At 53.2% G+C, this 24,483-nt stretch carries 19 protein-coding genes, 1 tRNA gene and 2 pseudogenes; 9 read left to right on the top strand and 13 right to left on the bottom strand.

Going from position 1 to position 24,483, the window contains the following annotated elements; genetic code table 11:
* The first annotated feature begins 331 nt into the window (after positions 1-331).
* Positions 332-1,312: an N-acetyl-D-Glu racemase DgcA gene (dgcA, locus tag O1Q74_RS06225; RefSeq protein WP_271877144.1), complete on the top strand. Its 981-nt coding sequence runs from the start codon at positions 332-334 to the stop codon at positions 1,310-1,312.
* A gap of 42 nt (positions 1,313-1,354) precedes the next feature.
* A complete protein-coding gene (locus O1Q74_RS06220; RefSeq protein ID WP_271877142.1) occupies positions 1,355-2,215 on the top strand; it encodes a D-amino-acid transaminase in 861 nt (286 codons plus the stop codon).
* Positions 2,216-2,295: 80 nt separating this feature from the next.
* On the opposite strand, the gene O1Q74_RS06215 is transcribed toward O1Q74_RS06220, so the two are convergent.
* On the bottom strand, positions 2,296-4,743 hold the full coding sequence (locus tag O1Q74_RS06215) for a DUF3772 domain-containing protein (protein WP_271877140.1): 2,448 nt from the start codon (positions 4,741-4,743) through the stop codon (positions 2,296-2,298).
* 396 nt (positions 4,744-5,139) lie between these two features.
* Here O1Q74_RS06215 and O1Q74_RS06210 point away from each other — a divergent pair.
* The 4 genes and pseudogenes from O1Q74_RS06210 to O1Q74_RS06195 all read left to right on the top strand — a co-directional run.
* A tRNA-Arg gene (locus O1Q74_RS06210) sits at positions 5,140-5,216 on the top strand.
* A 177-nt stretch (positions 5,217-5,393) separates the two neighbouring features.
* Positions 5,394-6,608: a tyrosine-type recombinase/integrase gene (locus O1Q74_RS06205; RefSeq protein ID WP_271877138.1), complete on the top strand. Its 1,215-nt coding sequence runs from the start codon at positions 5,394-5,396 to the stop codon at positions 6,606-6,608.
* A 137-nt stretch (positions 6,609-6,745) separates the two neighbouring features.
* A pseudogene (locus tag O1Q74_RS06200) lies at positions 6,746-7,059 on the top strand (integrase core domain-containing protein); the annotation flags it as partial.
* Between the two features lie 104 nt (positions 7,060-7,163).
* Positions 7,164-7,637: pseudogene (locus O1Q74_RS06195) on the top strand (hypothetical protein); the annotation flags it as partial.
* Positions 7,638-7,697: 60 nt separating this feature from the next.
* Here the strand turns inward: O1Q74_RS06195 and O1Q74_RS06190 are convergent.
* The 5 genes from O1Q74_RS06190 to O1Q74_RS06170 form a co-directional block, all read right to left on the bottom strand.
* Positions 7,698-7,919: an acyl carrier protein gene (locus O1Q74_RS06190; protein WP_010300175.1), complete on the bottom strand. Its 222-nt coding sequence runs from the start codon at positions 7,917-7,919 to the stop codon at positions 7,698-7,700.
* A 16-nt stretch (positions 7,920-7,935) separates the two neighbouring features.
* Entirely contained in the window at positions 7,936-9,369 is a 1,434-nt protein-coding gene (locus O1Q74_RS06185) for an AMP-binding protein (protein ID WP_271877130.1), read from the bottom strand.
* On the bottom strand, positions 9,366-10,484 hold the full coding sequence (locus O1Q74_RS06180; RefSeq protein ID WP_271878783.1) for a membrane-bound O-acyltransferase: 1,119 nt from the start codon (positions 10,482-10,484) through the stop codon (positions 9,366-9,368). Before O1Q74_RS06180 ends, O1Q74_RS06185 begins: the two co-directional genes overlap by 4 nt.
* A 129-nt stretch (positions 10,485-10,613) precedes the next feature.
* On the bottom strand, positions 10,614-11,750 hold the full coding sequence (locus O1Q74_RS06175) for a D-alanyl-lipoteichoic acid biosynthesis protein DltD (RefSeq protein WP_271877128.1): 1,137 nt from the start codon (positions 11,748-11,750) through the stop codon (positions 10,614-10,616).
* A 493-nt stretch (positions 11,751-12,243) separates the two neighbouring features.
* The gene (locus O1Q74_RS06170) at positions 12,244-12,567 is read right to left on the bottom strand and encodes a PTS lactose/cellobiose transporter subunit IIA (RefSeq protein ID WP_271877125.1); all 324 of its coding nucleotides are present in this window, start codon (positions 12,565-12,567) and stop codon (positions 12,244-12,246) included.
* 499 nt (positions 12,568-13,066) lie between these two features.
* Between O1Q74_RS06170 and O1Q74_RS06165 the strand changes: the two genes are divergently transcribed.
* The 3 genes from O1Q74_RS06165 (at position 13,067) to O1Q74_RS06155 (ending at position 16,930) form a co-directional block, all read left to right on the top strand.
* Complete coding sequence (locus O1Q74_RS06165; RefSeq protein WP_271877123.1) at positions 13,067-14,083, top strand: iron ABC transporter substrate-binding protein; 1,017 nt, start codon at positions 13,067-13,069, stop codon at positions 14,081-14,083.
* A gap of 181 nt (positions 14,084-14,264) precedes the next feature.
* Positions 14,265-15,842, top strand: coding sequence for an ABC transporter permease (locus O1Q74_RS06160; RefSeq protein WP_271878781.1), 1,578 nt, complete (start codon positions 14,265-14,267; stop codon positions 15,840-15,842).
* Positions 15,843-15,844: 2 nt separating this feature from the next.
* Positions 15,845-16,930, top strand: a complete 1,086-nt coding sequence (locus O1Q74_RS06155; protein ID WP_271877121.1) for an ABC transporter ATP-binding protein — start codon at positions 15,845-15,847, stop codon at positions 16,928-16,930.
* A gap of 27 nt (positions 16,931-16,957) precedes the next feature.
* Here the strand turns inward: O1Q74_RS06155 and arnF are convergent, their stop codons facing one another.
* From arnF to arnB, 7 genes are read right to left on the bottom strand one after another with little or no spacing between them, the layout of a single operon-like run.
* On the bottom strand, positions 16,958-17,350 hold the full coding sequence (arnF, locus tag O1Q74_RS06150; protein ID WP_271877118.1) for a 4-amino-4-deoxy-L-arabinose-phosphoundecaprenol flippase subunit ArnF: 393 nt from the start codon (positions 17,348-17,350) through the stop codon (positions 16,958-16,960).
* The gene (arnE, locus tag O1Q74_RS06145) at positions 17,350-17,691 is read right to left on the bottom strand and encodes a 4-amino-4-deoxy-L-arabinose-phosphoundecaprenol flippase subunit ArnE (RefSeq protein ID WP_271877115.1); all 342 of its coding nucleotides are present in this window, start codon (positions 17,689-17,691) and stop codon (positions 17,350-17,352) included. Before arnE ends, arnF begins: the two co-directional genes overlap by 1 nt.
* The gene (gene arnT / locus O1Q74_RS06140) at positions 17,688-19,358 is read right to left on the bottom strand and encodes a lipid IV(A) 4-amino-4-deoxy-L-arabinosyltransferase (RefSeq protein WP_271877112.1); all 1,671 of its coding nucleotides are present in this window, start codon (positions 19,356-19,358) and stop codon (positions 17,688-17,690) included. Before arnT ends, arnE begins: the two co-directional genes overlap by 4 nt.
* A gap of 17 nt (positions 19,359-19,375) precedes the next feature.
* Positions 19,376-20,269, bottom strand: coding sequence for a 4-deoxy-4-formamido-L-arabinose-phosphoundecaprenol deformylase (gene arnD / locus O1Q74_RS06135; RefSeq protein WP_263057766.1), 894 nt, complete (start codon positions 20,267-20,269; stop codon positions 19,376-19,378).
* Positions 20,266-22,299 (bottom strand): bifunctional UDP-4-amino-4-deoxy-L-arabinose formyltransferase/UDP-glucuronic acid oxidase ArnA, encoded by a 2,034-nt coding sequence (gene arnA / locus O1Q74_RS06130; protein ID WP_271877109.1) that lies wholly within the window; start codon positions 22,297-22,299, stop codon positions 20,266-20,268. The genes arnD and arnA overlap by 4 nt, the downstream gene beginning before the upstream one ends.
* On the bottom strand, positions 22,296-23,279 hold the full coding sequence (gene arnC, locus O1Q74_RS06125) for an undecaprenyl-phosphate 4-deoxy-4-formamido-L-arabinose transferase (protein WP_271877107.1): 984 nt from the start codon (positions 23,277-23,279) through the stop codon (positions 22,296-22,298). The genes arnA and arnC overlap by 4 nt, the downstream gene beginning before the upstream one ends.
* Positions 23,272-24,420 (bottom strand): UDP-4-amino-4-deoxy-L-arabinose aminotransferase, encoded by a 1,149-nt coding sequence (gene arnB / locus O1Q74_RS06120; protein ID WP_271877105.1) that lies wholly within the window; start codon positions 24,418-24,420, stop codon positions 23,272-23,274. The genes arnC and arnB overlap by 8 nt, the downstream gene beginning before the upstream one ends.
* Positions 24,421-24,483: the final 63 nt, after the last annotated feature.

The raw sequence follows: 24,483 nt of genomic DNA, 5'->3' as shown, positions 1-24,483 counted from the left end.
GCCCGGACCGTCCGAGCGACGCAGTGCCGGTAAAAAGGCACTCTACTCAACATCATTCAAATCGCAGCAAGCCCGTTTTTGTTGATTACGGCAGTACATACAACCTGAAATGTGATGAGCGTATTCAAGCTATCTCAGATAATTCACCCTGTCGATACCACGCTTAATAAATTTTTTCTTCCCGACATGAAGCCTCATCGATTTCCGACTAAAAGTGCGAAAAATGAAGAATACATGCCGGAAGAAGCATTACACTTGATGACCCGCTCAGGCCGTGCAGACAAGGCGCTTATCCCCTGAAGCATAGGACGGTTAACCCGAGAGTAAGCTTATGACCGAGATGCGATATTTCACCGAGAGTTGGCCAATAGAGGGCGCATTTACCATATCACGCGGCAGCAAGCGTCAGGCAGATGTCGTTGTGGTAGCGCTCCAGTCCGGCAACGTGGTGGGCTACGGAGAATGTGTCCCTTATTCACGCTACGGCGAGTCCCTCGACAACGTAATGGCGCAAATTGGCTCACTGCACAGCGACGTCCGTAACGGTTTAGATCGGGAGATGCTACAAACCATTCTGCCCGCAGGTGCGGCACGCAACGCGCTGGATTGTGCGTTCTGGGATCTGGAGTGCAAACAGCATCAGCAGCGCATTTGGCAACGTTTGAATCTCCCCTCGCCGCTGGCGTTGGAGACGGCCTATACCCTATCGCTGGATACGCCAGATCGTATGCGGCACGCCGCGATACATCATGCCAATCGCCCTCTTCTCAAATTAAAACTGGCAGACGCAAACGATCTGGCCAGAGTTGCCGCCGTTCGCGAAGGCGCGCCATTAGCCCGTCTGATTGTGGACGCCAATGAGGGATGGAACACCGAGCGCTATCTGACGCTGGTGCCTGAACTCGCCGCACTGGGTGTAACGATGATCGAACAACCTTTCCCGGCAGGCAAAGATGATGTGCTGGCAGACCTGCCACGCCCGATTCCCGTCTGTGCCGATGAATCCTGTCATGACAGTCAGTCGCTGGCCGCTCTAGTCGGCCGCTATGACATGATCAACATCAAGCTGGATAAAACCGGCGGGCTAACGGAAGCCCTGCGCCTGCGCAACGACGCACAGGCGCAAGGATTACAAATTATGGTCGGCTGCATGGTGAGTACATCACTCTCAATGGCACCCGCCTTTGTCATCGCGCAAGGCACCGCCGTGGTCGATTTGGACGGTCCGCTGCTTTTACAGCACGACCGCACTAACGGGCTGCACTATAACGGTAGCGAAATATTACCGCCCGACGCATTATTGTGGGGATAACGCGCGTTAACCTGCATTGAGCAACTATTAAGGAGTGTTGTGATGCAACGTCTTGTTTATGTTGATGGACAGTATCTCGAAGAAAATGAAGCAAAAATTTCTGTATTTGATCGTGGTTTTCTGTTTGCCGATGCCGTCTATGAAGTGACAGCAGTCATCGATGGCAAGCTGGTTGATTTCCCCGATCATATCACTCGCCTGCAACGCTCCTGCCGCGAGCTCTCACTCACGTTGCCCGTCACTCCTGAGGCACTCAAAACCATTCATGATGAGCTGATCAATAAAAACGATCTGCAAGAAGGCGCGATATACTTACAGCTTAGCCGCGGCAATGCCGGCGATCGTGATTTCTATTTCCCTTCTGCTGACGTCAAATCCACGCTGGTGTTATTCACTCAGGCACGTTCGCTGGTCGGTAACCCGAAAGCCACAACCGGCCTGCATGTTGTCACCACCGAGGATATTCGCTGGCACCGCCGAGATATCAAAACCGTCAGCCTGCTCGCTGCCAGCCTGGCAAAAGAGTACGCCCATGCCAATCAGGCTGATGACGCCTTCTTTGTCGAAGAGGGTTTCATTACCGAAGGCAGTTCCTGCAACTGCTACATCGTCCTGCATGACAACACGGTTGTAACCCGCCCACTCAGCAACGATATTCTTCACGGTATTACCCGTCAGTCTCTGCTCAAGCTGGCAGAAAAGGATGGCATTACGCTGGAAGAACGGTGTTTTACACCGGAAGAGGCCTATCACGCCAAAGAGATGTTTGTCAGCTCAGCCACCATGCTGGTCCTCCCCGTCGTGATGCTGGATGGAAAAACGATCGGTGATGGCAAACCCGGAAAAATCACTCAGCGGTTGCGTGAAATCTATCTTGATATGATTAAACAGCAGGGAAAATAGCCGCGCGTCACATCCTGTAAGCACGGCTTCGATATTCATCCGTTACCCGTTCAATGCCGGATAACGGATGACTGAGCGAACTACTTATCGTCACCCGAAATGCTGTCAGGCAGCGCAAACCCCGAGTTCTCCAGCACCATCTTCTGCGGTACGGCCAGCGGAATATTAGATTCCCGCAGCCGCTTGATGATCGCAAACAACAGATCGCTTTTCGCTTCCGATACCATTCTCGGGCTGCTGACATAGCCCGTTACGCTCAGCACCATGCCCGTTGGGTTCAACTGGCTGAACTTCACTGACGGTGCTGGTGATTCCAGAATCGCATCGTGGTTGATATAGGCATCCAGTAGCAGTGCCCGGACTTCTTCAGGATCGATATCCAGCGGGAACGTCAGCGCCAGCGTGGCAACCCCAAACGGATTCCCCATCGTAATATTGCGCACATTCTGTGAGATAAATTGAGAGTTCGGCACGATCACCGTCGAACGGTCACCCAACTGAATTTCCGTCGCACGCACGTTAATCCGCCGGATATCCCCTTCAACCCCGCTGATGCTCACCGAGTCCCCCACTTTCACCGGGCGCTCCGTCAACAAAATCAGGCCGGAGATAAAGTTCTTCACTATCTCCTGTAAACCAAAACCGATACCCACCGACAGCGCGCTGACAATCCATGCCAGCTTGTTCCATTCAATCCCCAATGTCGCCAACGTCAACAGGATAATCAGGATGTAGCCGATGTTGCTGAACAGCGTCACCAACGACGCACGGATTCCGCGTTCTAACGTCGTTTTAGGAAGGAATTCATCTTCCAGCCAGCGTTTTGATGAGCGTAAAACATAAACCCCCACGACCAGAAATAGCACGGCATTGACCAGATGCGCAGGCACGATGCTCAGCGTTTCCAGCCCTTTTCCGCCCCAGATTTCAACGGCTTTTTGCACCAGTTCCAGAGGCGTAGTGGTACCAAATGTACCGTTAAGTAAGGCAACCGCCGCCATTAAGATTAAAAGCACTTTGCCGCTGGCAGACAGAATCAAAGTGGCCTGAGCCAGATGGCGGTCGTCCAGATTGAGCGAATTCTTCATCCGCTTGCCGCTGGCATTGTTAGGGGAAAAGAGACTTTCGCAGATATCAGTAATAAACGTTGAGAACAAATACAGGCAGGAAAACACCATACCAATCCACACCAGCTCGAACGCCAGAAAACGAGCCAGTGAAATATAACCGATGACCAGCGACACCAAAATCGAGAACGATGTCGCCAATACCGCAAGATGAATCACGCCGGATAACGTCGAACGGGCCTCCGGCTGCTCCCCTGAATGCACCATATGCCGACGAATCTGATCGCTTTTCAGCGTTATCGTCCCTGCGGTGAACGCGAGGAACAGCGCAGATAAGCCGTTCACCATAATAGTTGCCGCGACCGATGTCCCCACCGTCGCGGTCACTTGTTCAATAAAACCGAAGATCAGAATAATGCCTGCGGCAACCACAGGAAACGGCTTCATGGCTTTTGCTACAGGGTTAGCAATCGCAGGCAAACGCCAGGAAGGACGCTGATTCGAAAGAAACGCTCGCCCTAACCCTGCTACCATCGAGCAGAAAATGGCCTGTCTCACCAGCGCATCAAGGAATGACACGACGCGTTCAGAAGCCTCGCCGTGACGCGTAAACGTAAAGTCGATCAGATTTACCGCAATACCGATCGTGACCACGGTTGAAATAACCGACGCTATGGCTAAAAAACTCCGCCGCAGACGCCCTTCCGGCAGCCAGTGAATACCCGCCCAGGCCAGATATTTCTCCAGATACCGACGGCCTGCCGAACTCATGACTATGGCGATCAAAATCAGGAATGCAGAACCGTAACGCCAGTCAGGTTCCCAGGCGACAGTAAAGGCATCACTGATTTGATCCTGAAAGGCACTCAGGCGACGGGCATCTTCGGCCTGTGGAGTCACAACCGGTGCCCAGAAGCGCCCGCCCAGAATGCTGCCGGAATTCAATGCCAATTGCGTTTTCAGTGCATTACGACGTAGAGTGACAATTTGCGCTGATAGGTTGGCCGCACTGGTGCGTAACGCCTGAATCTGCTCGCTCTGCGCATCCATTTTTGCTTTTTGCGCATTCAAACTGTTTCGCTTACGCGTCACCTCACTGGTTTCAGTAATGCTAGAGCCGGGTTCTGGCGCTGGCCCTAAAACATCCAACTGAGCCTGAATTTGAGCGCGCTGCGGTGCCACTGCATTGGCAAGCTCATTGGCGTTATTCACCAGCTCTTGCGCGGTGTCATTCAACGCGCCAAATTTGCTGTCGTTATTGGTGCCTGAGACCTGCTGCTTAATGTTATCTAACTGTTTTTGCAGCTTGATCAACTCGGCATCAACATTGATTTTTACTGGTGCATCGGTCTGTGCAGGCTGTGGATCAGGATCCGCACTCGCCGCCGATGCATACCCAACAGGCAGCATCAACATTGCCAGCAAACAAACGCGCAAGAATGCGGATGAAAGAATATTCATAAATCAGAAGGTTCCAAAGTTCGACAAAATAGCGGATCCACAAATGACCGAGGATAAACCCGGTGCGTGAAAGCAGCCCACACTCATCCAAAACCCAACGAATGCGGGCATAGTGTACCAACAGCGCAGGATGCAGAATACGTCCGATCATAACTTGAAAAGAATTACTGAACGTGTCCAGCAGACAAAACTGAAATTTTCACTGCCCTATGTTGTTCATGTGGAGGATGCTCGCAATTGTGCAAAAAAATTACACCAGAAAAAGCGACATTCGCCAAAGTTGTACAGGGATTCACCGTATAGCGTAAATCCAGCGCCAACCCGTTGACTCATTGGGACGTGTGGGTATAATCCAGCCCACTGTTGTGACAAGCAGCAGCCACTTCTTTGCGCAATGCGCCCTTAGCTCAGTTGGATAGAGCAACGGCCTTCTAAGCCGTAGGTCACAGGTTCGAATCCTGTAGGGCGTACCATTTTAAGTTCTCCCAGACTCTACCGAATTCAACAAAACCCCGTTATATTCATTGATACCATTAGGATTTTCTGTCGCTGAGCTCCACCGAGGTCAACCCAGCCTACCGGAAATCAAGTCGATGTTGGGGGCCTCTATGGGGGCTCTTCTTGTTCAATGACTATTAGGGGCCCCCACCATGCCACTTAATGCTCGACAGATAGAAACCGCCAAGCCACAAGATAAAGAATACAAACTCACTGACGGCGCAGGCCTTTATCTTCTGATAAAGCCGAACGGAGCCAAATACTGGCGTTTGAAGTACCGCGTTGCAGGCAAAGAGAAAAAATTATCTATCGGCGTTTATCCCGATATCTCGCTAGCTGAAGCAAGACTAAAACGGGAAGAGGCTCGAAAAATCGTCGCTTCTGGTGGCGATCCTAGTGAACAAAAGCAGGTCGAAAGACAGGCAAAGAAAACCAATATCGATAACACCTTCAAGGCCATCGCATTGGAATGGCATGAATATAAACGCCCTAATTGGTCGAAGGGTTACGCTGAAGACCTGATGGAAGCGTTTGAGAACGACATCTTCCCTGATATCGGCAAACGCCCTGTCGCTGAGGTTAAGCCGCTGGAAATGCTAACCACGCTGCGCAAACTGGAAAAACGCGGCGTACTCGATAAGCTGCGCAAAATCCGCCAAGCCTGTAATCAAGTATTCCGCTACGCCATCGTCACTGGCAGAGCGGAGAACAACCCAGCATCAGAACTGGCAAGCGCCCTTCCTCCACCCAAAGCCACGCACTACCCTCACCTGTTATCGGATGAACTGCCGGATTTTCTACGTGCTTTATCAACTTATTCGGGTAGTAAGGTCACACAACTTGCTACACGTATCCTGATGCTTACCGGCGTTCGCACCATCGAATTACGGCAAGCAGAATGGAAGGAGTTTGATTTTGAAAAACAGCTCTGGGAAGTGCCGAAAGAACGCATGAAAATGCGCCGCCCTCACCTCGTTCCCCTTTCCGATCAAGTGATCGATGCGCTGCAACAACTCTATGCCGTTACCGGGCGCTACAATCTGGTTTTCCCTGGACGTAACGACATCACCAAACCGATGAGTGAAGCTAGTATTAATCAGGTACTGAAACGGATTGGTTATCATGGCAAAGCAACAGGACACGGCTTTCGCCACACAATGAGCACCATACTGCACGAACAAGGCTATAACACTGCCTGGATCGAATTGCAGCTTGCTCATGTGGACAAAAACACGATTCGTGGAACATATAACCATGCACAGTATTTGGAACAACGAAGGGGAATGTTGCAGTGGTATGGGGATTTTATTGATGGGCTGGAACATGGGGATGCAAGGAAGGTTGTGGTGATGGGTAAGCGAAAGTAGGTAGGAAAACAATTGTTCGTAAACCCCTCCGTACAGCAAGTGAAAAACTACCGCTGAAAATGTACTCGGAGCAGAATCAGGCGGTGGCACACCAGCGGCTAGCGGGTGGAGGAAGTCTGCAGATGGATGGGGATTCCAGAAGCCACCGTTTACAACTGGGAGAAAAGATTTGGAGGGAATGTCTGGCAATCCAGATAGATGTGGTAGCGGTGATGGAGCGCCTAAAGAAGTTACAGAAGCGGGTGCAGGGATGGCTGCAGACAGGCAATGGCAGCGAGTTTATTTCTAAGCTGCTGGATCACTGGGCCTATGAAAACAAGGTGACAATAGACTTCTCCCAGCCCGAAAATCGACAGATAATGCCATAATCAAGTCATTTAATAGCAGTGTTCGGGCCGAATATATGAATGTCCACTGGTTCCTGTCACTGGAAGATGCGCAGGAAAAGGTCGGATGTCAGCAACACTGATATAAGACCGGAAAACAGCATGAATTTTGTCCACTCCATCCAACATGGGCTTCTCTTAAGATTCCTACACCAGACGGATAAGCCACATGTTAAGCAGAGGGGACCTTCTCATGATAAAGCAGATGCGTATTCACGGCGCGCATATTATCGACATCGCTCACCATGTTGGATGCTCGGAGCGCTCGGTTCAACGGCATCTCACTGAAAAACTAGTTAACGCTCGACGGAGTGAACCGATGAGAAAACTTCGTCCGTTCATGGACTATGTTGATCTGCGCCTGCGCGAGCATGTCTGGAACACTGAAGTGATTTTTCAGGAGATAAAGCAACAGGGTTATGACGGCTGCCGCTCCACGTTACGTCAGTATGTGCATCCCAAACGCATACTGCGTGCGTCCAAACAGACCGTACGCTTCGAGACTCAGCCCGGCCAGCAACTCCAGCGCGACTGGGGTGAAATCGAGACGGTTGTCAACAGCCAGCGCTGCAAAGTGAACTTCGCCATTAACACCCTCGGTTACTCCCGGTACTTCCATGCATGGGTTACTGATAGCCAAGATGGACTGACCCCATAAAGTTGGACGGTTCATGTTACGCGGCTTTTAAGGCCTGATTCAGGTTTAGCCTCGGTTCTCTTCAATATAGCGAGCCAAGTCCGCCGGGGTCTTCAGGACGGTAGCGACTTCGGTCGGTGGGATCACACAACCGTAAACGTCCTGCACTTCCAGCACCAAGTCGACCGCCAGAATAGAGTCGAGAATATCAGACTCAATCAACTCATCGTTAAAGCCCACTTTACGGGATAAGATCTTTTCAAACAGCGCGAGTATTTCTTGTTCCATCATTTTTCCTAAGTCATTAGATCGTGCGGGCATGGGTGTCCAGCAGCTTACGGTCGATTTTGCCGTTAGGATTAAGCGGCAACGCATCTTTGATAATAATTTGGGAAGGTACCATATAGGGCGGAATCACCTTCGAGAGCGATGTTTTAATCACTTCTGGCGCTAAGTTCGTCACGCAGAACGCCGCGATACGCAGCACACCGCCGCCCGATTTCATCAGCGGCAGAACCACCGCTTCGCTGATATCAGACATCGCCAGCAGGCGGTTTTCAATCTCGTTGATTTCAATACGGTAGCCATTAAGTTTGATCTGGCTGTCATTGCGCCCCTGACAGTATAACAGCCCATCCTCGTAGCCCAGATCGCCGGTTCTGTAACCCCGATACGCTTCGCTTTCCCGATGCAGCAACTTCTCGGCATTCTCTTTCGCCAGCCCAAGGTAGCCGCGCATTACGTTCTTACCCCAAATGATCAGCTCACCTTCAGCGGTAATTTCCATTCTGGAGTCCGGCATCATCGCGCCGACCGGCAGCAGATCGTTGTCGCTGTGCAGGATTTCATCGGTGATTTCGATGACGGTGGTCGCGATAGTCGCCTCCGTTGGCCCATAGGAGTTGAGAATTTTGGCGTGCGGGAAACGGCGGCGTAGCTGTTTGACCAGCGCTTTATTCAGCACTTCACCAATGAACACAAAGACGTTGAGTTCAGGTAAATATTCACTGTTGAACTGGGGGGAAAGCAGCCTCTGGTAAGCGAAAGACGGCGTTGATACCCAGGCGGAGACGCCGTTGTCTTTCAGGCGATCGAGCCAGTTTTCTGCCGCGATATCCTCTTTCGCATTCAGAACGATATGTCCTCCGGTTGCCAGATTCGCCAGCAGCGGGATCAACGAGAGATCGAAGCTGAACACCGCATGGTTCATCAGCACTGGCACATCCGGTAGCGAAAAGTCCTGACGCACCCACTTCATGAAGTGCCACAGACTTTCACGTCCGATCTGCACCCCTTTCGGTTTTCCAGTGCTGCCGGAGGTGAACATAATATAGGCGAGATCCTGCTCGACCAACGGCTGTGCGGCTTCTCCGGTCGCAATGAACTGTCGGGTCGCGACATCGTAATAGTAAGAGGCGCTCGCCAGATGACAAATCTCGTTAAGCCTCTCCTGCGGATAGATGCAGTCCACCGGGATATACGGAATGTTATGCAGCAGGCAGCTATAGATCGCCACGGCAAACTCCGCCTGCTGGTGTCCATATAACACGACCGGCGGCCCCGCAGGTTGCCGACATTGCTGGTAGCGCTGCGCCCAGTCTGTCACCGCAACAGATAGCTGTTGCCAGGTCATCGCTTCATCGCTGCCACTAATCGCCAACCGATCTGGGTTAGCAGGGTTAAGCAATGCCGCACGGAGGAAATCTTGCAGTTCCTGAAGCTCACAGTGTTGGTTCATAGAGGAGACATTCCGCTAAAGATGTAGAGGGAGGCCGCAGCGCTTGCCAGCGTCAGAATGCGACCGATGAACGCAATAACCGGATGATGTAGACAATTGCTCAGCGCCGGGCTGCGTTTGGCTGACCACAGCAACATGTTATGAGCAACGGAAATGGCGCCAAACAGTGCGCCGCTGATGACATAGTGTCGTTCAAGCCCGTTCCATGCCCCCATACAAAACAGGGTGCAGAAGATGCCAATATTCTGCGCCAGCGTTTTGTTCTGTCGGAAAAAGTCGAGCTTCATCAGATTCATATAAATTGGCATAAAGACCACGTCCCTCAACCATTCAGACAGGCTGATGTGGAAGCGCCGCCAGAAATCCTGCGGATTTTTAGCCAGAATAGGCAGATTAAAGTTCGCTGGGATATTCAGGCCAAATAAGCGCCCTGCCCCAATAGCCATATTGCTGTAGCCGGCAAAATCAAAATAGAGATACGCGCTGTAGGCTAGCGACATCACGACGCCCACGCTTAACGTAAACGGGCGCTGGTTCCACGATTCAATCACCAGGTTATTGATCAGCATGGCAAATAAGAATTTCTGAATAATGCCGGTAAAAATTTGTTCCATCGCCACTAAAAACTGCTCACGGGTAATAATGAAAACCGGTTTAGCAATGTCATTAACCCATGTCCGCCAGCGATACATCGGGCCCGCCAAAATAATAAAAGGCATAAAGAGATAGCAGAAGTAATGCAGAAAATGCTGACCATCTTTTTTGCTGCGATAAAGCAGCACATCAATGGCGCGGAAAGTCATAAAGGACAGGCCGATCATGCCCCAGTGGTTGTTAAGGTGTAATTTCACCAAAAACAGCGGCAGCAGCGTCAGACTGACCGCCTGCCAGGTTTTTAACCAGCCTTTCTCTTTTAAGGTGACGAGAATATAAAAGCTCAGGAAAACCGCCACGGGAACAACATAATCCCCCTGGAAAATATATCCCCAGCCAAGTACCGCCAGCACGGAAAAAGCGGATAAATACGTCAGTCGATAACTGAATACGCGATTAACCAACGCAAACAGTAACGCTGATGAAAACAGAAGGAAAAAAAACATTCCGGAGCTGTACATCATTCATCCTTCAGAATTTTTGATATTCAAAATGCACTTTTAAACTCATGCTTTCATCAACAGAGGTCCATGCGACGATAGTGACTGCCAGAAAGAGATAAAGAAAAAAAAGGCGAATAGCGGTTTTCATCATTTAAAACTCTCAGCAATAAATTGATCTATCGCGACCCATGCCGGATCGGTTGGGTGCAGGCGATCCCAATTCCAGCCGTTCTGATAAGGCTGGGCATACATATCAAAATAGCGAACCTGATTTTCTTCCAGCATCGATCGGATCTGGCTGTCGACTGACTGGAATTTCTCGGAATTCTTAATCGCCCACGGATTAATAGGATCGACAATCACCACAAACTGGGCGTTACGCGCTTTCAGCAGTTGGATCGTCGCCCGCAATGCCTCCATCTGTGCAGGAACAATCGGCGCGTCGTCCCACTCTTCCCGCGTTGGATCGTCTGCAAAAACGGACTTATCCATCCACAATGTGTCTGCACTTTGCTCGCGGGATTGATTGAGCACGCGAGCCTGATCCAACTCGCGATTCCAGTCGGGGATCGTGTGGGCAATTGGCCGCTGGGGCCAAGGTTGTGCCGATTGAGGGGTAATGCCCAGCATCGCCAACCAGTCGTTTTTTATCAGCTCGCAGAAATTAGCAAATTGATAACTCACTTCCTGCCAGATAATTTGCGTATCCCAGCCATAGACTTTCATTTGGCCGAACGTTAAATGGCTGATCTCGTCTTTATCGATATCGTGTAAGTAATTGACCAAAAAGGAACGCGTCTGCTCATCCTGCATCAGGGGGTTAAAAATAGATGCCGGGAAATTGTTGGCAAAAATTGCAGGTGGAATACCGTCTGAATAAAAGCTATCAGGTGCCAACAGCAAAACAACTTTACTGTTCGCGTTAAGCTCATTTTTAAAACGTGAGAGCAGTAGAAAATGCGTAACGTTATCTACATAGCTATCGCCATAGGCCACGACAGGACGCTGTAGCTGATTATTAAAGTAATTATAGACAGCGTAAGGTTCATCTTCAGATGTGGAGACCTCGGACGCCCCGAGAAAGAAAATCGCATTGCCCTGCAACGCATGGGAAAGGGTGGCGATCTTTTCCTTTTGTTCTTTTGCCGTCCCTTCCATTGTTTTAATCAGCGGCTGGAATGTGAGTGCCGGATCAATACTCGTCACCACCGGGGGAACGCTAAGGAACAGGATAGCAAGGGTAGCCATCATGATATGTAGACAGAAAGTATTTTTGATTTTCATTATAAAGTAAGGCTACATGATATTTATTGTTTGAAATTCGTGAATTTTTATCTCCACGGTAAATAAATCCCTGCATTTTTTGGATTATATACCAGCCTTATCACCGATGATGAGCGTTGCTGTGTAACGGTATGTACAGTGTTTATGTCTATCACAATAATCAGGCTGGCGAGCAGTTCTCCACTATCTATGCTCGTTTATATCGTCTGCGGTATGGGGAAAAAAGCTCAGAGATTGCCACCTGACCAAGCGCTTTAGTTCCGATTTAGCTCCGGTTTAGCGCTGACCACCAACCGGTACGAAAAGGTTAAAAGGAGGAGTAATGAAGATTCAGGTACAGCATCGCTTTCGCTGGCAAAAATTTGCGGCGAACAGTACAGAAATAAACCATTATGACGGGGAAAAACGGCGATAAGGAAAAATAGTGGCGCACAAACAGCAAAGCCACTCAGCGTAAAGACTGAATGGCTTTTCTACTTGCTCTGCGATGCGGTTAGCGTATGTGGAGATTAACGCCAGAAACCTCTTTTCTAAGTTCAATAATCTCTTCAGCCAATTCACGGCACAACATCGCATTCATCAAGTGATCCTGTGCGTGCACCACGATAAGCTCGACAGTCGTTTTTTCCTTACTCTGGTTGCCAATGAATCCGGTCTGAATCAATTGCGCCCGGTTCAGCGCCACCGCAGCCATTTTTAATAGTTCATCGACATGATCCCATTCCCCTCGGCGAGCAGATCTCAGGGCTTCCATTGCGCAGGAACGTGTTTCGCCAGATTTAACGATAAGCTCAATCATCCGCGTTTCTACATCCATTTTTCCCTCCCCCGAATATCAGTTGCTGTGTCACCTTTTTACCGGTCAATTAACCCCAAATTGCAGACAAGCGCACGTGACACCTAAGAAATACGGTGCATTTATGGTATCGCTACTCACAGCCTGCACAGTAAATATAGATGATGAACCAGAATTTGTTACTGAAAATCATGACGTTATATCTCATTTCCGGTTAAATAAATTTCACAAACGCACCCGGTGGTCTTTTAAACGATGCATTTATACCATTTCACCCTGTGACACGTGCTGAAATAAAATAATGACCACCATGTTACACCCACCAGAACCTTAATTTAACCTTAAGAAATCGAAATAATAATAACTATCATTATTATTACCGACATGTAGAATCCTTCCTCGACTGCCACTACATATCGGCCGGTGTCGCTAAAATAGCGTGGCTATCGTGAGCGACACACGGGCTTACATGTAGGCCAGCAATACGCAAACACGACAGGTATTGATAAGGGTAAATATTATGAAGCTTGGTTTTGGATTACTGAGTTCAGCCGTTTTATTCGCTTCCGGTTTGGCTCTCAGCGCATCGGCAAATGCAGCAGAAAACGATGAAGGGATTGTGATTTACAACGCCCAACATGAAAACCTCGTGAAATCCTGGGTTGACGGTTTTACCAAAGAAACCGGCATCAAAGTGACGTTGCGCAATGGCAGTGACACCGAATTGGGCAACCAGTTGGTGCAGGAAGGGAAATCGTCCCCTGCCGATGTGTTCCTGACCGAAAACTCACCGTCGATGGTGCTGGTCGATAACGCCGATCTCTTTGCTCCACTGGATAAAGCCACCCTCGCGCAGGTACCGTCTGACTATCGTCCGTCCCACGGCCGCTGGATCGGGATTGCCGCGCGCTCCACCGTCTTTGTCTACAACCCAACCAAACTTACCGACGCGCAGTTGCCGAAATCCTTAGCCGATCTGGCGCAGCCAGAATGGAAAGGCCGCTGGGCCGCCTCCCCGTCTGGGGCAGATTTTCAGGCCATCGTCAGCGCCTATCTGGAGCTGAAAGGTGAGAAAGCCACGCAAGACTGGCTGAAAGGCATGAAAGAGAACTTCACCGCCTACAAAGGCAACAGTACGGTGATGAAAGCCGTGAATGCGGGTCAGATTGATAGCGGCGTGATCTATCACTATTACCGTTTTGTCGATCAGGCTAAAACCGGCGAAAACAGTAACAACACCAAGCTGTACTACTTCAAACATAAAGATCCGGGCGCGTTCGTCAGTATTTCCGGTGGCGGCGTACTGGCATCCAGCAAACATGCAAAAGACGCACAGGCCTTTATTAAGTGGATTACGGGCAAATCTGGTCAGGAAATCTTGCGCACCAACGATGCCTTTGAGTACGCTGTTGGCGTCAACGCGGCCTCAAATGACAAACTGGTTCCGCTGAAAGATCTGGATGCACCGAAAGTCGATGCTGCCAAGCTCAACAGCAAAAAAGTCGTGGATCTGATGACGCAAGCTGGCTTGCTGTAACGCATAGGTTTTAACGCGTAGTTTTTAACGCACAGATTGTCGCGCATGGGTTATAGCACATAGATGTCATGACCCACCTTTCGTCAGGGCGTTCGCGTCCTGACGAATCATCACCTGAATGTCCGCATATAGCGGCTTCACCGTTTTAACCTATCGTCCTGACGAGGCAGCTACAGGCCGTATGACAAACGTTAGCTACAGCGAAACGACCCCGTTCACCGCACCCTCTCCGCCATTACGCAAGCCAGCCGCGCTGCTTACCCTCATAGCCCTGACGCTATCCCTACTGGGGTTTGTTCCGCTCGGCTTTGTGATTGGCGTGAGTATTGATACCGGTTGGGAAACGGCGCGCGCCTTGCTCTTTCGCCCGCGCGTCGGCGAACTGCTGATTAACACGGTGCTGCTGATCGCCCTGACGCTGCCCATTTGCACCGTTTTAGGCGTGCTGCTAGCCTGGCTAACGGAACGTACCACCCTGCCCGCCCGGCGTCTGTGGTCACTGCTGCTCACCGCGCCGCTGGCGATCCCCGCATTTGTACAAAGCTATGCCTGGATCAGCACCGCTCCCGGTTTGCACGGTCTACCGGCCGGCGTGTTTTTATCTGTCGTCGCCTATTTACCGTTTCTGTATTTACCCTGTGCCGCGACGCTGCGACGGCTTAACCCCGCGCTGGAAGATGTCGCGGCTACGCTGGGCGTGCCTCCCGTGACCGTATTTTTCCGTGTGGTGCTACCGCAACTAAAGCTGGCTATCGGCGGCGGGCTGCTGCTGATTGCGCTGCATCTGTTGGCGGAGTACGGCCTGTTCGCCATGATCCGCTTCGATACCTTTACCACCGCGATTTTCGATCAGTTTCAGTCAACGTTTAATGGCCCGGCGGCCAACATGCTGGCTGGCGTACTGGCGCTGCTGTGTCTGTTTCTGCTGTGTGCGGATGCCCGCCTACGCGGCGTCACCCGCTATGCGCATGTCGGTTCCGGCGCGCCGCAGGCTGTCACACCGGTACATCTATCGCCGTTTCCGCTGTTACTGACTCTGCTGTTACTGACGACGCTGATACTGCTAACTCTCGGCGTGCCTTTTATTACACTGTTTCGCTGGCTGTGTTTTGGCGGCTGGGAAGTCTGGCAGCGCCGCGAGCTGCTCGATGCGTTTCGCCAGACCATGACGCTGGCGCTGAGCGGTGCCGTCCTGACGACGCTGGCGGCGATTCCGATGGCTTGGCTGACGATCCGCCACCCCAGTCGCCTGTATCGGTTTCTGGAAGGGTGCAATTACATCACCAGTTCTCTGCCGGGTATCGTCGTCGCGCTGGCGCTGGTGACCACCACGATTCACCTCATCAGGCCGCTCTACCAGACTGAATTCACCGTGCTGCTGGCTTACCTGTTGATGTTTATGCCACGGGCGCTGGTGAATCTACGCGCGGGTATCGCGCAGACACCCGTGGAACTGGAACAGGTCGCGGCCAGTCTGGGGCGTTCGCCGTTGCAGACGCTGATGACCGTGACCATTCGGCTGGCCGCGCCCGGCGTCGCCACCGGGGCAACGCTCGTCTTTCTGGCGATCGTTAACGAACTGACCGCCACGCTGCTGCTGGCTCCCAACGGCACCCGCACGCTGGCGACCGGATTTTGGGCGCTCACCAGCGAGATCGATTATCCGGCGGCGGCACCCTACGCGCTTATTCTGGTGTTACTGTCGCTGCCGTGGACCTGGTTTCTCTACACGCAATCACAAAAAATGGCGGGGCTGTAATCATGTTGGAACTTCATCGCGTCAGTAAAAGCTTTAACGGACGCACCGTGCTGTCTGACATTCATTTGACGTTGGAGAATAGCCGCCGCACGGCGATTGTCGGCCCGTCAGGCTCGGGAAAAACCACGCTGTTGCGCCTGATTGCCGGGTTTGAAAAACCGGATACCGGCGTCATCACGCTGAATGGACAAACGCTCTGCGATAACGGGCTTTCCGTCCCCGCCCATCAGCGTGGAATCGGCTATGTCCCGCAGGATGGCGCGTTGTTCCCGCATCTTTGCATCGCGGACAACATCGCTTTTGGGCTAAAAGGCTCGAAGGCGGAAAAGCAAAAGCGCGTGGATGAGTTGATGGCGCTGGTTTCCCTTCCCGCGCATTTACAGAAACACTCGCCGCATGAGATTTCCGGCGGACAGCAACAACGTGTCGCTCTGGCTCGCGCACTGGCACAGCGCCCTGCGTTGATGCTGCTGGACGAACCCTTTTCCGCGTTGGACACCGGCCTGCGTGCCACCACCCGTAAAGCGGTGATGGACGTATTACAACAGGCTAACGTGGCATCGATTCTGGTGACCCACGATCAGGGGGAAGCGCTGTCTTTTGCCGATCGGGTCGTCGTCATGCGTGACGGCCAACTGTCACAATCCGGCTCGCCGTGGACGCTTTACCATCAGCCCGCCAGCGAAGACATCGCGACCTTCCTCGGCGAAACGCTGATTCTCGATGCGCAGGTGACTGGCGGTCAGGCTGACTGCCTGCTTGGGCACATCGCGGTGGATCGCCCAACCGCAAGCGGTAAAGCCCGCATCATGCTCCGCCCGGAACAGATCGCGATTCACGATGCAGGGGTTGATAACGCTGAGGTTGATAGCACAGAGATAGGCCGAGCGGGGGAAAAGCGTGCAGCGACGATTCGCGCAACCATCCGTAAAGTTGATTTTTCCGGCTTCGTCTCTACGCTGACGCTGCACGTCCACCACGCAGAAGCTGAGATCATTGAACTGAAAACCGTCAGCCACGCCGCTTTCGCCGTCGGCCAACAGGTCAGCCTGAGCGTCACGGGTACCGCTCACGTCTTCAGTCAATGATCCCGCACTACCGCGCGCTCAGGCGGTTTATCGCGCCATCTGCGCGTGACGACTCACCAGCCAGACGCCCAGCATGATCATCAAGACACCGAGGTTTTTACGCAGACTCATCGGTTCATTTAGCCATGGTAAGAAAACCGCCGCCAGATAGACCACCGCATAGCTCAGGCTAATGAGCGGATAGGCGCGACTGAGCGACAGATAGCGCAGCACCATGAACCAGCACACCATCGACAGGCCGTAGCAAATCATTCCGCCGATCACTGCAACCACAGGCCAACCGCCCATTAAGGTACTCAGCGGCGGCCAGTGCGTCAGGGAAATGCTCGGCAGCCCCAGCATCCCGCTTTTCATTAACACCTGCGCGGCGCTGGCTAACACAATACTGCCAAGCGCCCAGACATAGCTTTTTTTCGCCATTATCCCCCCTGCATCAGATAGATACCGGTGACAATCAGCGCAATGCCCCACCAGTGGTGACGGTCCACACGTTCGCCAAACCAGTAGTGTGCCAGCAGCGTCACCAGAACAAAATTGATGCTCAGTAGCGGGTACGCCACGCCGAGCGGAATATGCTGCAACACCACCAGCCACAGCAATAGCCCGATACCCAGCAGCAACGCCGCCAGCATCAGCCACCCGAGCGTTACGCGCTGGCGTCGATCCGTCGGTAAACGCCGCCAGCACTCCGCCGCCTGTTTCTGGCACAGTTGTCCCAGGCTGGTCAGCAGGCAGACGATAGCCACCAGTAGATAACTCATGGCGCTATCTGCTTATAAAACAGCAGCACGTAGCGGTGCGATTTTTTCAACTGATCGGGGGCAGGCAGACTGCGGTACTCTTCATCGGTATCCCTATCGACCTTCAGCACCAGCGCGACATTTCCGCTACGCCGTTTCTCAGCCAGCCAGGCCGGAAAAGCCCCCTCATCTACAAAGCGGTCCGTAGAATCGGCGTAGTCCAGCCCATAGTTCAATTCGCCCCGCGCCTTGAATAAGGTGATATCGCTACGTTTGAGCTCCCACGCCAGTCCGGCAGCCAGCCCAACCTCATCGCTAAGCACATAGCGGCTGTCCTCCAGCAGTGGCTGGTGACTACGAATAAAGGTTTGAGGATTCTTTGAATCAACCACACTCGCCGGAATACTCCCGCCGACGAGCAGCGCCAGAAATAGCGGACAACCCGCGACCAGATACCCCCACGATCGCTGCTTTTTCAGGCTGACAGCGGCAAAGGCCACCCAGCCGATAAAACAGACGACACCTGATACGATGGTCAACCCTTCTCCCGGTTGATAGAGATGCGGCATGATAATACCGAGGCCCAGCGCCGCAACGGCGAGCGCCAGCAGGCTGCCAAACGCAATATTGAGCCAGCTATTGATGCGCAATAGACGCTCGCGTACCGCAGGAGCCAGCCCGGAAATCCATGCCGCCATCAGCAACGCCAGCGGGGCAAAGCACGGCAGAATATAAGTCAGCAGCTTGCCTTTAGCGATGCTGAAAAACAGCAACGGCATCACCATCCAGCACAACAGGAGGAACCGTTCCGGGTTCGCTTTTCGTTCCGTCCAACCGCTACGCAACGCGCCCGGCAGCAGCGCTAGCCAGGGGAATGCGCCGACAATCAGAACCGGCAGGTAATACCAGAACGGTGCTTTATGCTGCGCATCGTCTTCTGCAAAACGCTGGATATGCTCAATCCAAAAGAAGTAATGCCAGTAATCGGCTTCTCGCGCATGTACTGCCAGCGCCCACGGCGCACTCAGCAATACCGCGACGACAATCGCCAGCGGCCCGAACAGCAGCAATTCCTTCATCCGCTTTTGCGCCACCGCCACCGGCAGCACACTGATGACCGGTAAAGCCAGCGCCAGAAAACCTTTGGTCATAAACCCCATGCCACAGGCCAGCCCCATCAGCCCCCAGGCCATAAGCCGTTCACGCGTCAGCGTAGCACGCTGAATCAGCACGTGGCTGAACAGCGCCGCCGTCATCCAGAGCGTCACCATAGGATCGAGCACGCTGTACGTACCGATACCATACACAAGCAGCGATGTCAGATAGATCGTCGCCGCCAGTAGAGCAGTACGCCGGTTTTTCCACAGCAGCATCGCCAGCCAAAACACCAGCAGCGCGCTCATCGCAGTAGAAAATACCGAACCAAAGCGCACGGCAAAATTGGTATGACCCAATAACCCCTGGCTGATGTTGTTCAGCCAGTAGCCTGCAACGGGTTTCTCAAAGTAGCGGACGTCCAGCAAATGCGGCACGATCCAATCACCACGCTGAAGCATCTCGCGGCTGATTTCCGCATAGCGCGTTTCATCCGGTGACCACAGCCAGCGGCCGTTAAGCGGCAACAGGTAGAGCAAAGCAAATAACACCAGTATTACGGTACTTTTTAGCTTTATCATGCCTTTTTCCATGCTATCTCCTGCTTTATTTATTCTTCCGTTTGCACGCCAAGCCACCCTTCCCGTCCGGGAAACGGCGCACGGTCAATCCGCCCGACGGGCAGCGTGGCGCGGTCATCAGGCAGCAATGAGGAAAGCGGACAAAATTCGATGTGCTGCTGACGGGCACGAAGCAGCAATTGGCGGAACAGCGCCAGCTTCGCGCCCCCTTCTACCTCCGCATGGATGGTGTAGACCGGCACGCCGCGATCCTGTTGGATCGCCTCAAGAATAAAGTCGTTGAATTCACCGTCACTCACACGCTCACCGATAACTTCATCGTAGGTCGGCAACGTAACCGGAATCTGCACGGTACCCAACTCACCGTTTTTCAGGCGTGGTCGAAAAGGTCGGGTGCCGCGACAGTCGCTGTTATAGTCCAGATTCCAGCGCTGCTTCATCTCAACAACGCGCGAATCGGCTCGCCAGCCCGCCACCGCAGAACAGCGCACCGGTGATGGCAGCATCGGTGTCAGCGCATCTATTCCTTCACGGAACTGCGTGGCTAATTGCGCATCCGACCAGCGGGCGACATTCGCCTGCCAGCCGTGATGATCCCAGGCGTGTAACCCCACTTCATGCCCGGCATCGTGCGTCTGGCGGATTAACGAACCAAACCGTGCGCCGATATGGCGCCCCGGCCATGCCGTGCCAGCCAGCAAGATATCCCAGCCGTAGAGCGAGGCCGCGTTGGAGCGCAGCATCTTCCATAAAAAGCGCGGACGCAGCAGGCGCCACAGGTGACGCCCCATGTTGTCTGGCCCGACGCTAAAAAAGAAACTCGCCTGGATATCGAACTCCGCTAACACATCCAGCAGCGCGGGCACACCGTCCCGCGTACCACGCCAGGTATCGACATCAATTCGCAGGCCAACGCGCGTCATCCCTGCGTATCCGTGACGTCATCAGCGTGCTGGGGATCAACGGTACGCAGGAAATAGTCCAGCGTTTCCGCGACGGTTTGCTCCATCTTCACCGTCGGCTCCCATTCCAGCAGGCGTTTGGCGTTGCGAATGCTCGGCGTGCGGTGCGCCACATCCTGATAACCTTTGCCGTAATAGCTGCTGCTTTCCACTTCAATAAACCCGGCGAACGGCGGGAAGCGGTCACGCAGCGGATGGTCATTAAAGCTGGTCAGCAGCATTTCGCCCAGTTCGCGGATACTGGCTTCATTGTGCGGGTTGCCGATGTTGATAATCTGCCCGTCACACTGGCCATTGCGGTTTTCAATAATACGGAACAGGGCCTCGATGCCGTCGTGAATGTCGGTAAAGCAGCGTTTCTGCGCCCCACCGTCCACCAGTTTGATCGGCGATCCTTCCACCAGATTGAGGATCAACTGGGTAATCGCCCGGGAACTACCGATGCGCGCCGCGTCCAGCGTATCCAGACGTGGCCCCATCCAGTTAAACGGACGGAACAGCGTGAAACGCAGACCACTTTTCGCACCGTACGCCCAGATCACCCGATCCAGCAACTGCTTGGACACGGAGTAAATCCAGCGCTGCTTGTTGATCGGCCCGACAATCAGGCGTGAGTTATCTTCATCAAACTCTTTGTCATCACACATGCCGTACACTTCTGAGGTGGACGGGAAAACAATGCGTTTGTTGTAGCGCACGCAGTCGCGTACAATTTTCAGGTTCTCTTCAAAATCCAGCTCAAACACGCGCAGCGGGTTACGGGTGTATTCGATAGGCGTCGCAATCGCTACCAGCGGCAGAATGACATCGCATTTCTTGATGTGATATTCGATCCATTCGTTATGAATGCTGATATCGCCTTCCACAAAATGGAAACGCGGATCGCCAAGAAAACGGGCGATGGCATCCGAACTGATATCCAGCCCGTAGATTTCATAGCGATCGTCGCGCAGCAGGCGTTCAGTCAGGTGGTTACCGATAAAACCGTTCACGCCGAGGATCAGGACGCGCGTGCGGCGTCGTTGCACACGGCTGGCGAGGTTGCCCAGTTTCGCCTGTGGCACCATGCCCATTTCCGCTGCCAGTCGGCTACCCGACATATACAGCCCGGTCTCACTCTGTCCGCTGACGATCTCAAGCGCGTCTTCACCGCAGGCCACCACCAGCGGCGATGTCGAGATAATCGAGCCCGGTTTATGCTTCACGCCATTGGCGCTCATATCACTGTTTTTGAAACGATTAACCTTCACTACACGAGCACGCCAAATGATCACGTTGCGCTCACCGAGGAACGTAAACGCCCCTGGATACGGTTCCGTCACCGCGCGAATCAGGTTGTTGATCTCGCGGGCGCTTTTTTGCCAATCGATCAGCCCGTCTGCCGCCGTGCGGCGTCCGAAGTAGCTGGCCTGACTTTCATCCTGCGGCGTCAGCATAATCTCACGCGAGCGGATCAGGGGTAATTGCTGCGCCAGTAAAGCCGCCGCCGCGGTACGACATTTACCGTGCAGCGTCAGCGCGGTGTCTTCATCGTCAATCGCCACCACAGACTGAGCAACGATATCGCCAGCATCGGCGCGGGACACCATCTTGTGCAGCGTCACGCCCGTCTGCGTTTCGCCGTTCACCAGTACCCAGTTGACCGGTGCCCGTCCACGGTAGCGCGGCAGCAGCGACCCGTGCAGATTGAAAGCGCCAAACGACGGCAACTGAAGAATGTCGTCACTTAATAGCGTGCGGTAATAGAAGGAAAAAATAACATCCGGTGCCAGTTCGCGAATGCGGTTCACCCAAAGCGGGTGGTTAACGTCTTCCGGCGCAAACACCGGCACATCCATCCCGGCTGCCGCTTTCGCCACCGACGCATAGAAGTGATTCTCGCCCGGCGCATCGCTGTGCGTGAACACCGCCTGAATCTCATAGCCCGCGAGCTTTAACGCCTCAAGGCCGACGCAGCCGATATCATGGTAGGCAAATACGATCGCTTTCATTCTTCTTCATCCCGTAAACTGGTGGTCAGTGGCGTTGCCGCACTCACTGTTTTTTGTACAAAATAGCGTGGCCGGGCGCGCACATCGGTATAGATACGACCGATGTATTCCCCTAATAGCCCCATCCCGACGAACTGCGCGCCGATAAACATAAACAGCACGGCAAACAGCGTGAACACACCCTCGGCCGCCCATTCCGCTCCTAAGAACAAACGCAGGCCGATCAACAACAGCGCCAACAGGAAACCCGACAGCGCAACGACGCTGCCGATCAGGCTGAGTATGCGCAGCGGCGTCGTCGTCAGGCAGGTCAGCAGGTCGTACATCAGGTTAATCAGCTTCAGAAAGCTGTATTTGGACGTGCCGAATTCGCGCTCGGCATGCAGCACGTCGATCTCAATGGTTTTCCGCGCAAAGGTGTTGGCCAGAATAGGAATAAAGGTGCTGCGTTCATGGCAGTGCAGCATCGCGCTGACGATGTGGCGACGATAAGCACGCAGCATACAGCCGTAATCCGCCATAGATTTCCCGGTCGAACGCCGGATCATCAGGTTGATGGTTTTCGAGGCCACTTTGCGGAATAGTGAATCCTGCCGGTTGGCTCGCACAGTGCCGACCACGTCATAGCCTTGCGCGGCATACTCCACCAGCCGTGGAATTTCCTCCGGCGGGTTTTGCAAATCGGCATCCAGCGTAATGACCACATCGCCTACCGCTTGCTGGAATCCAGCCATGATGGCCGAGTGCTGACCATAGTTACGGTTCAGCAATACGGCAATAATGTGCTTTTCCGGGTCGCTCGCCGCCTCAGTCAGCAGTTCCGCCGAGCCATCGCTGCTACCGTCATCAACCAGAATAATTTCCCAGGGTTTACCGATCTGCCGACAGGCCGCCAGCGTGCGTTCAATCAGCACCGGCAGGCTCTCTTCTTCGTTATAAACGGGAATCACAACAGACACATTTTTGATGTCATCAATCACGAACAGACTCCAGAATCGAGGTTAGCGCCGCAACGACGCGATCGACATCGCTGTCCTGCATATCGGGGAACAGCGGCAGCGTCATAAGCGACGCCGAATTCCACTCCGTTTCCGGCAGGTGCAAATGGGGATAGCGCTCACGGTAATATTTCTGCGTATGCACCGCTCTGAAATGCAACCCGGTGCCAATGCCGCGCGCTTGCAGTGCCGCCATCAGGCTATCGCGCGATATGCCGCACCGCGTTTCATCCACACGCACCATAAACAGATGCCAGGCATGCAGGTGGGGATAATCAGGAACCGCCAGCGGCTGGAGCGGCAGCGCACGGAGTTGGGTGAGATAACGTGCGGCAAGCTGCTGACGGCGGGCGTTGATCGCCGAGAGTTTATCCAGTTGCACCAGCGCAATCGCCGCATTGATATCCGCCAGGTTGTATTTAAACCCCGGCGTCACCACCTCAGCCTGCGGCTTGCGTCCTTGTCGCTGCCTGTCGAACGCATCAACGCCCAGCCCGTGAAACTTCAGGCTGCGTAGTCGTTCAGCAAGAGCATTGTCGTCCGTCACCACCATGCCGCCTTCCGCACAGGTGATGTTTTTAATCGCGTGAAACGAGAAAATGGCGGTTCCACGTGCGCCGATCCACTCATCGCGATATTGCGTACCGACGGCGTGCGCCGCATCCTCAATCAGCGGGATGCCGTAGCGTTCACTGAGCGCACGCAGCGCATCCAGATCGGCAGGCGCACCGGCATAATGCACGGGAATAATGGCTTTTGTCTTCGGTGTGATGGCCGCTTCGATATCCTGCGGTCGCACCATCAGCGTATGCCGATCCACGTCAACCATCACTGGTTCCGCTCCCAGGAGCGTGATGATATTGACGGTTGAAACCCAGGTCTGGGACGGCGTAATCACTTCGTCACCGGGGCCAATGCCAAGCGCCATCAGCGTCACGTGCATCCCACCCGTCGCAGAGCTAACCGCAATCGCCTGTCGGCACCCTATCTGCTGGCAAAACGCCTGTTCTAATTGCTGACATTTCGGCCCTGTGGTTATCCAACCGGATCGTAATACTTCCGCCACGGCAGCAATTTCCTCTTCGCCCATATTCGGGCGGGAAAAAGGCAAAAAATCCGTCATAACGTATTCCCAAAATAAACAATGGTGACTAATCATCATTGAGCAGTCTAAATAACGAAGCCT

Source organism: Pectobacterium sp. A5351, from assembly GCF_028335745.1.
GTDB lineage: Bacteria > Pseudomonadota > Gammaproteobacteria > Enterobacterales > Enterobacteriaceae > Pectobacterium.
This window is presented reverse-complemented; position numbering and strand designations above follow the sequence as displayed.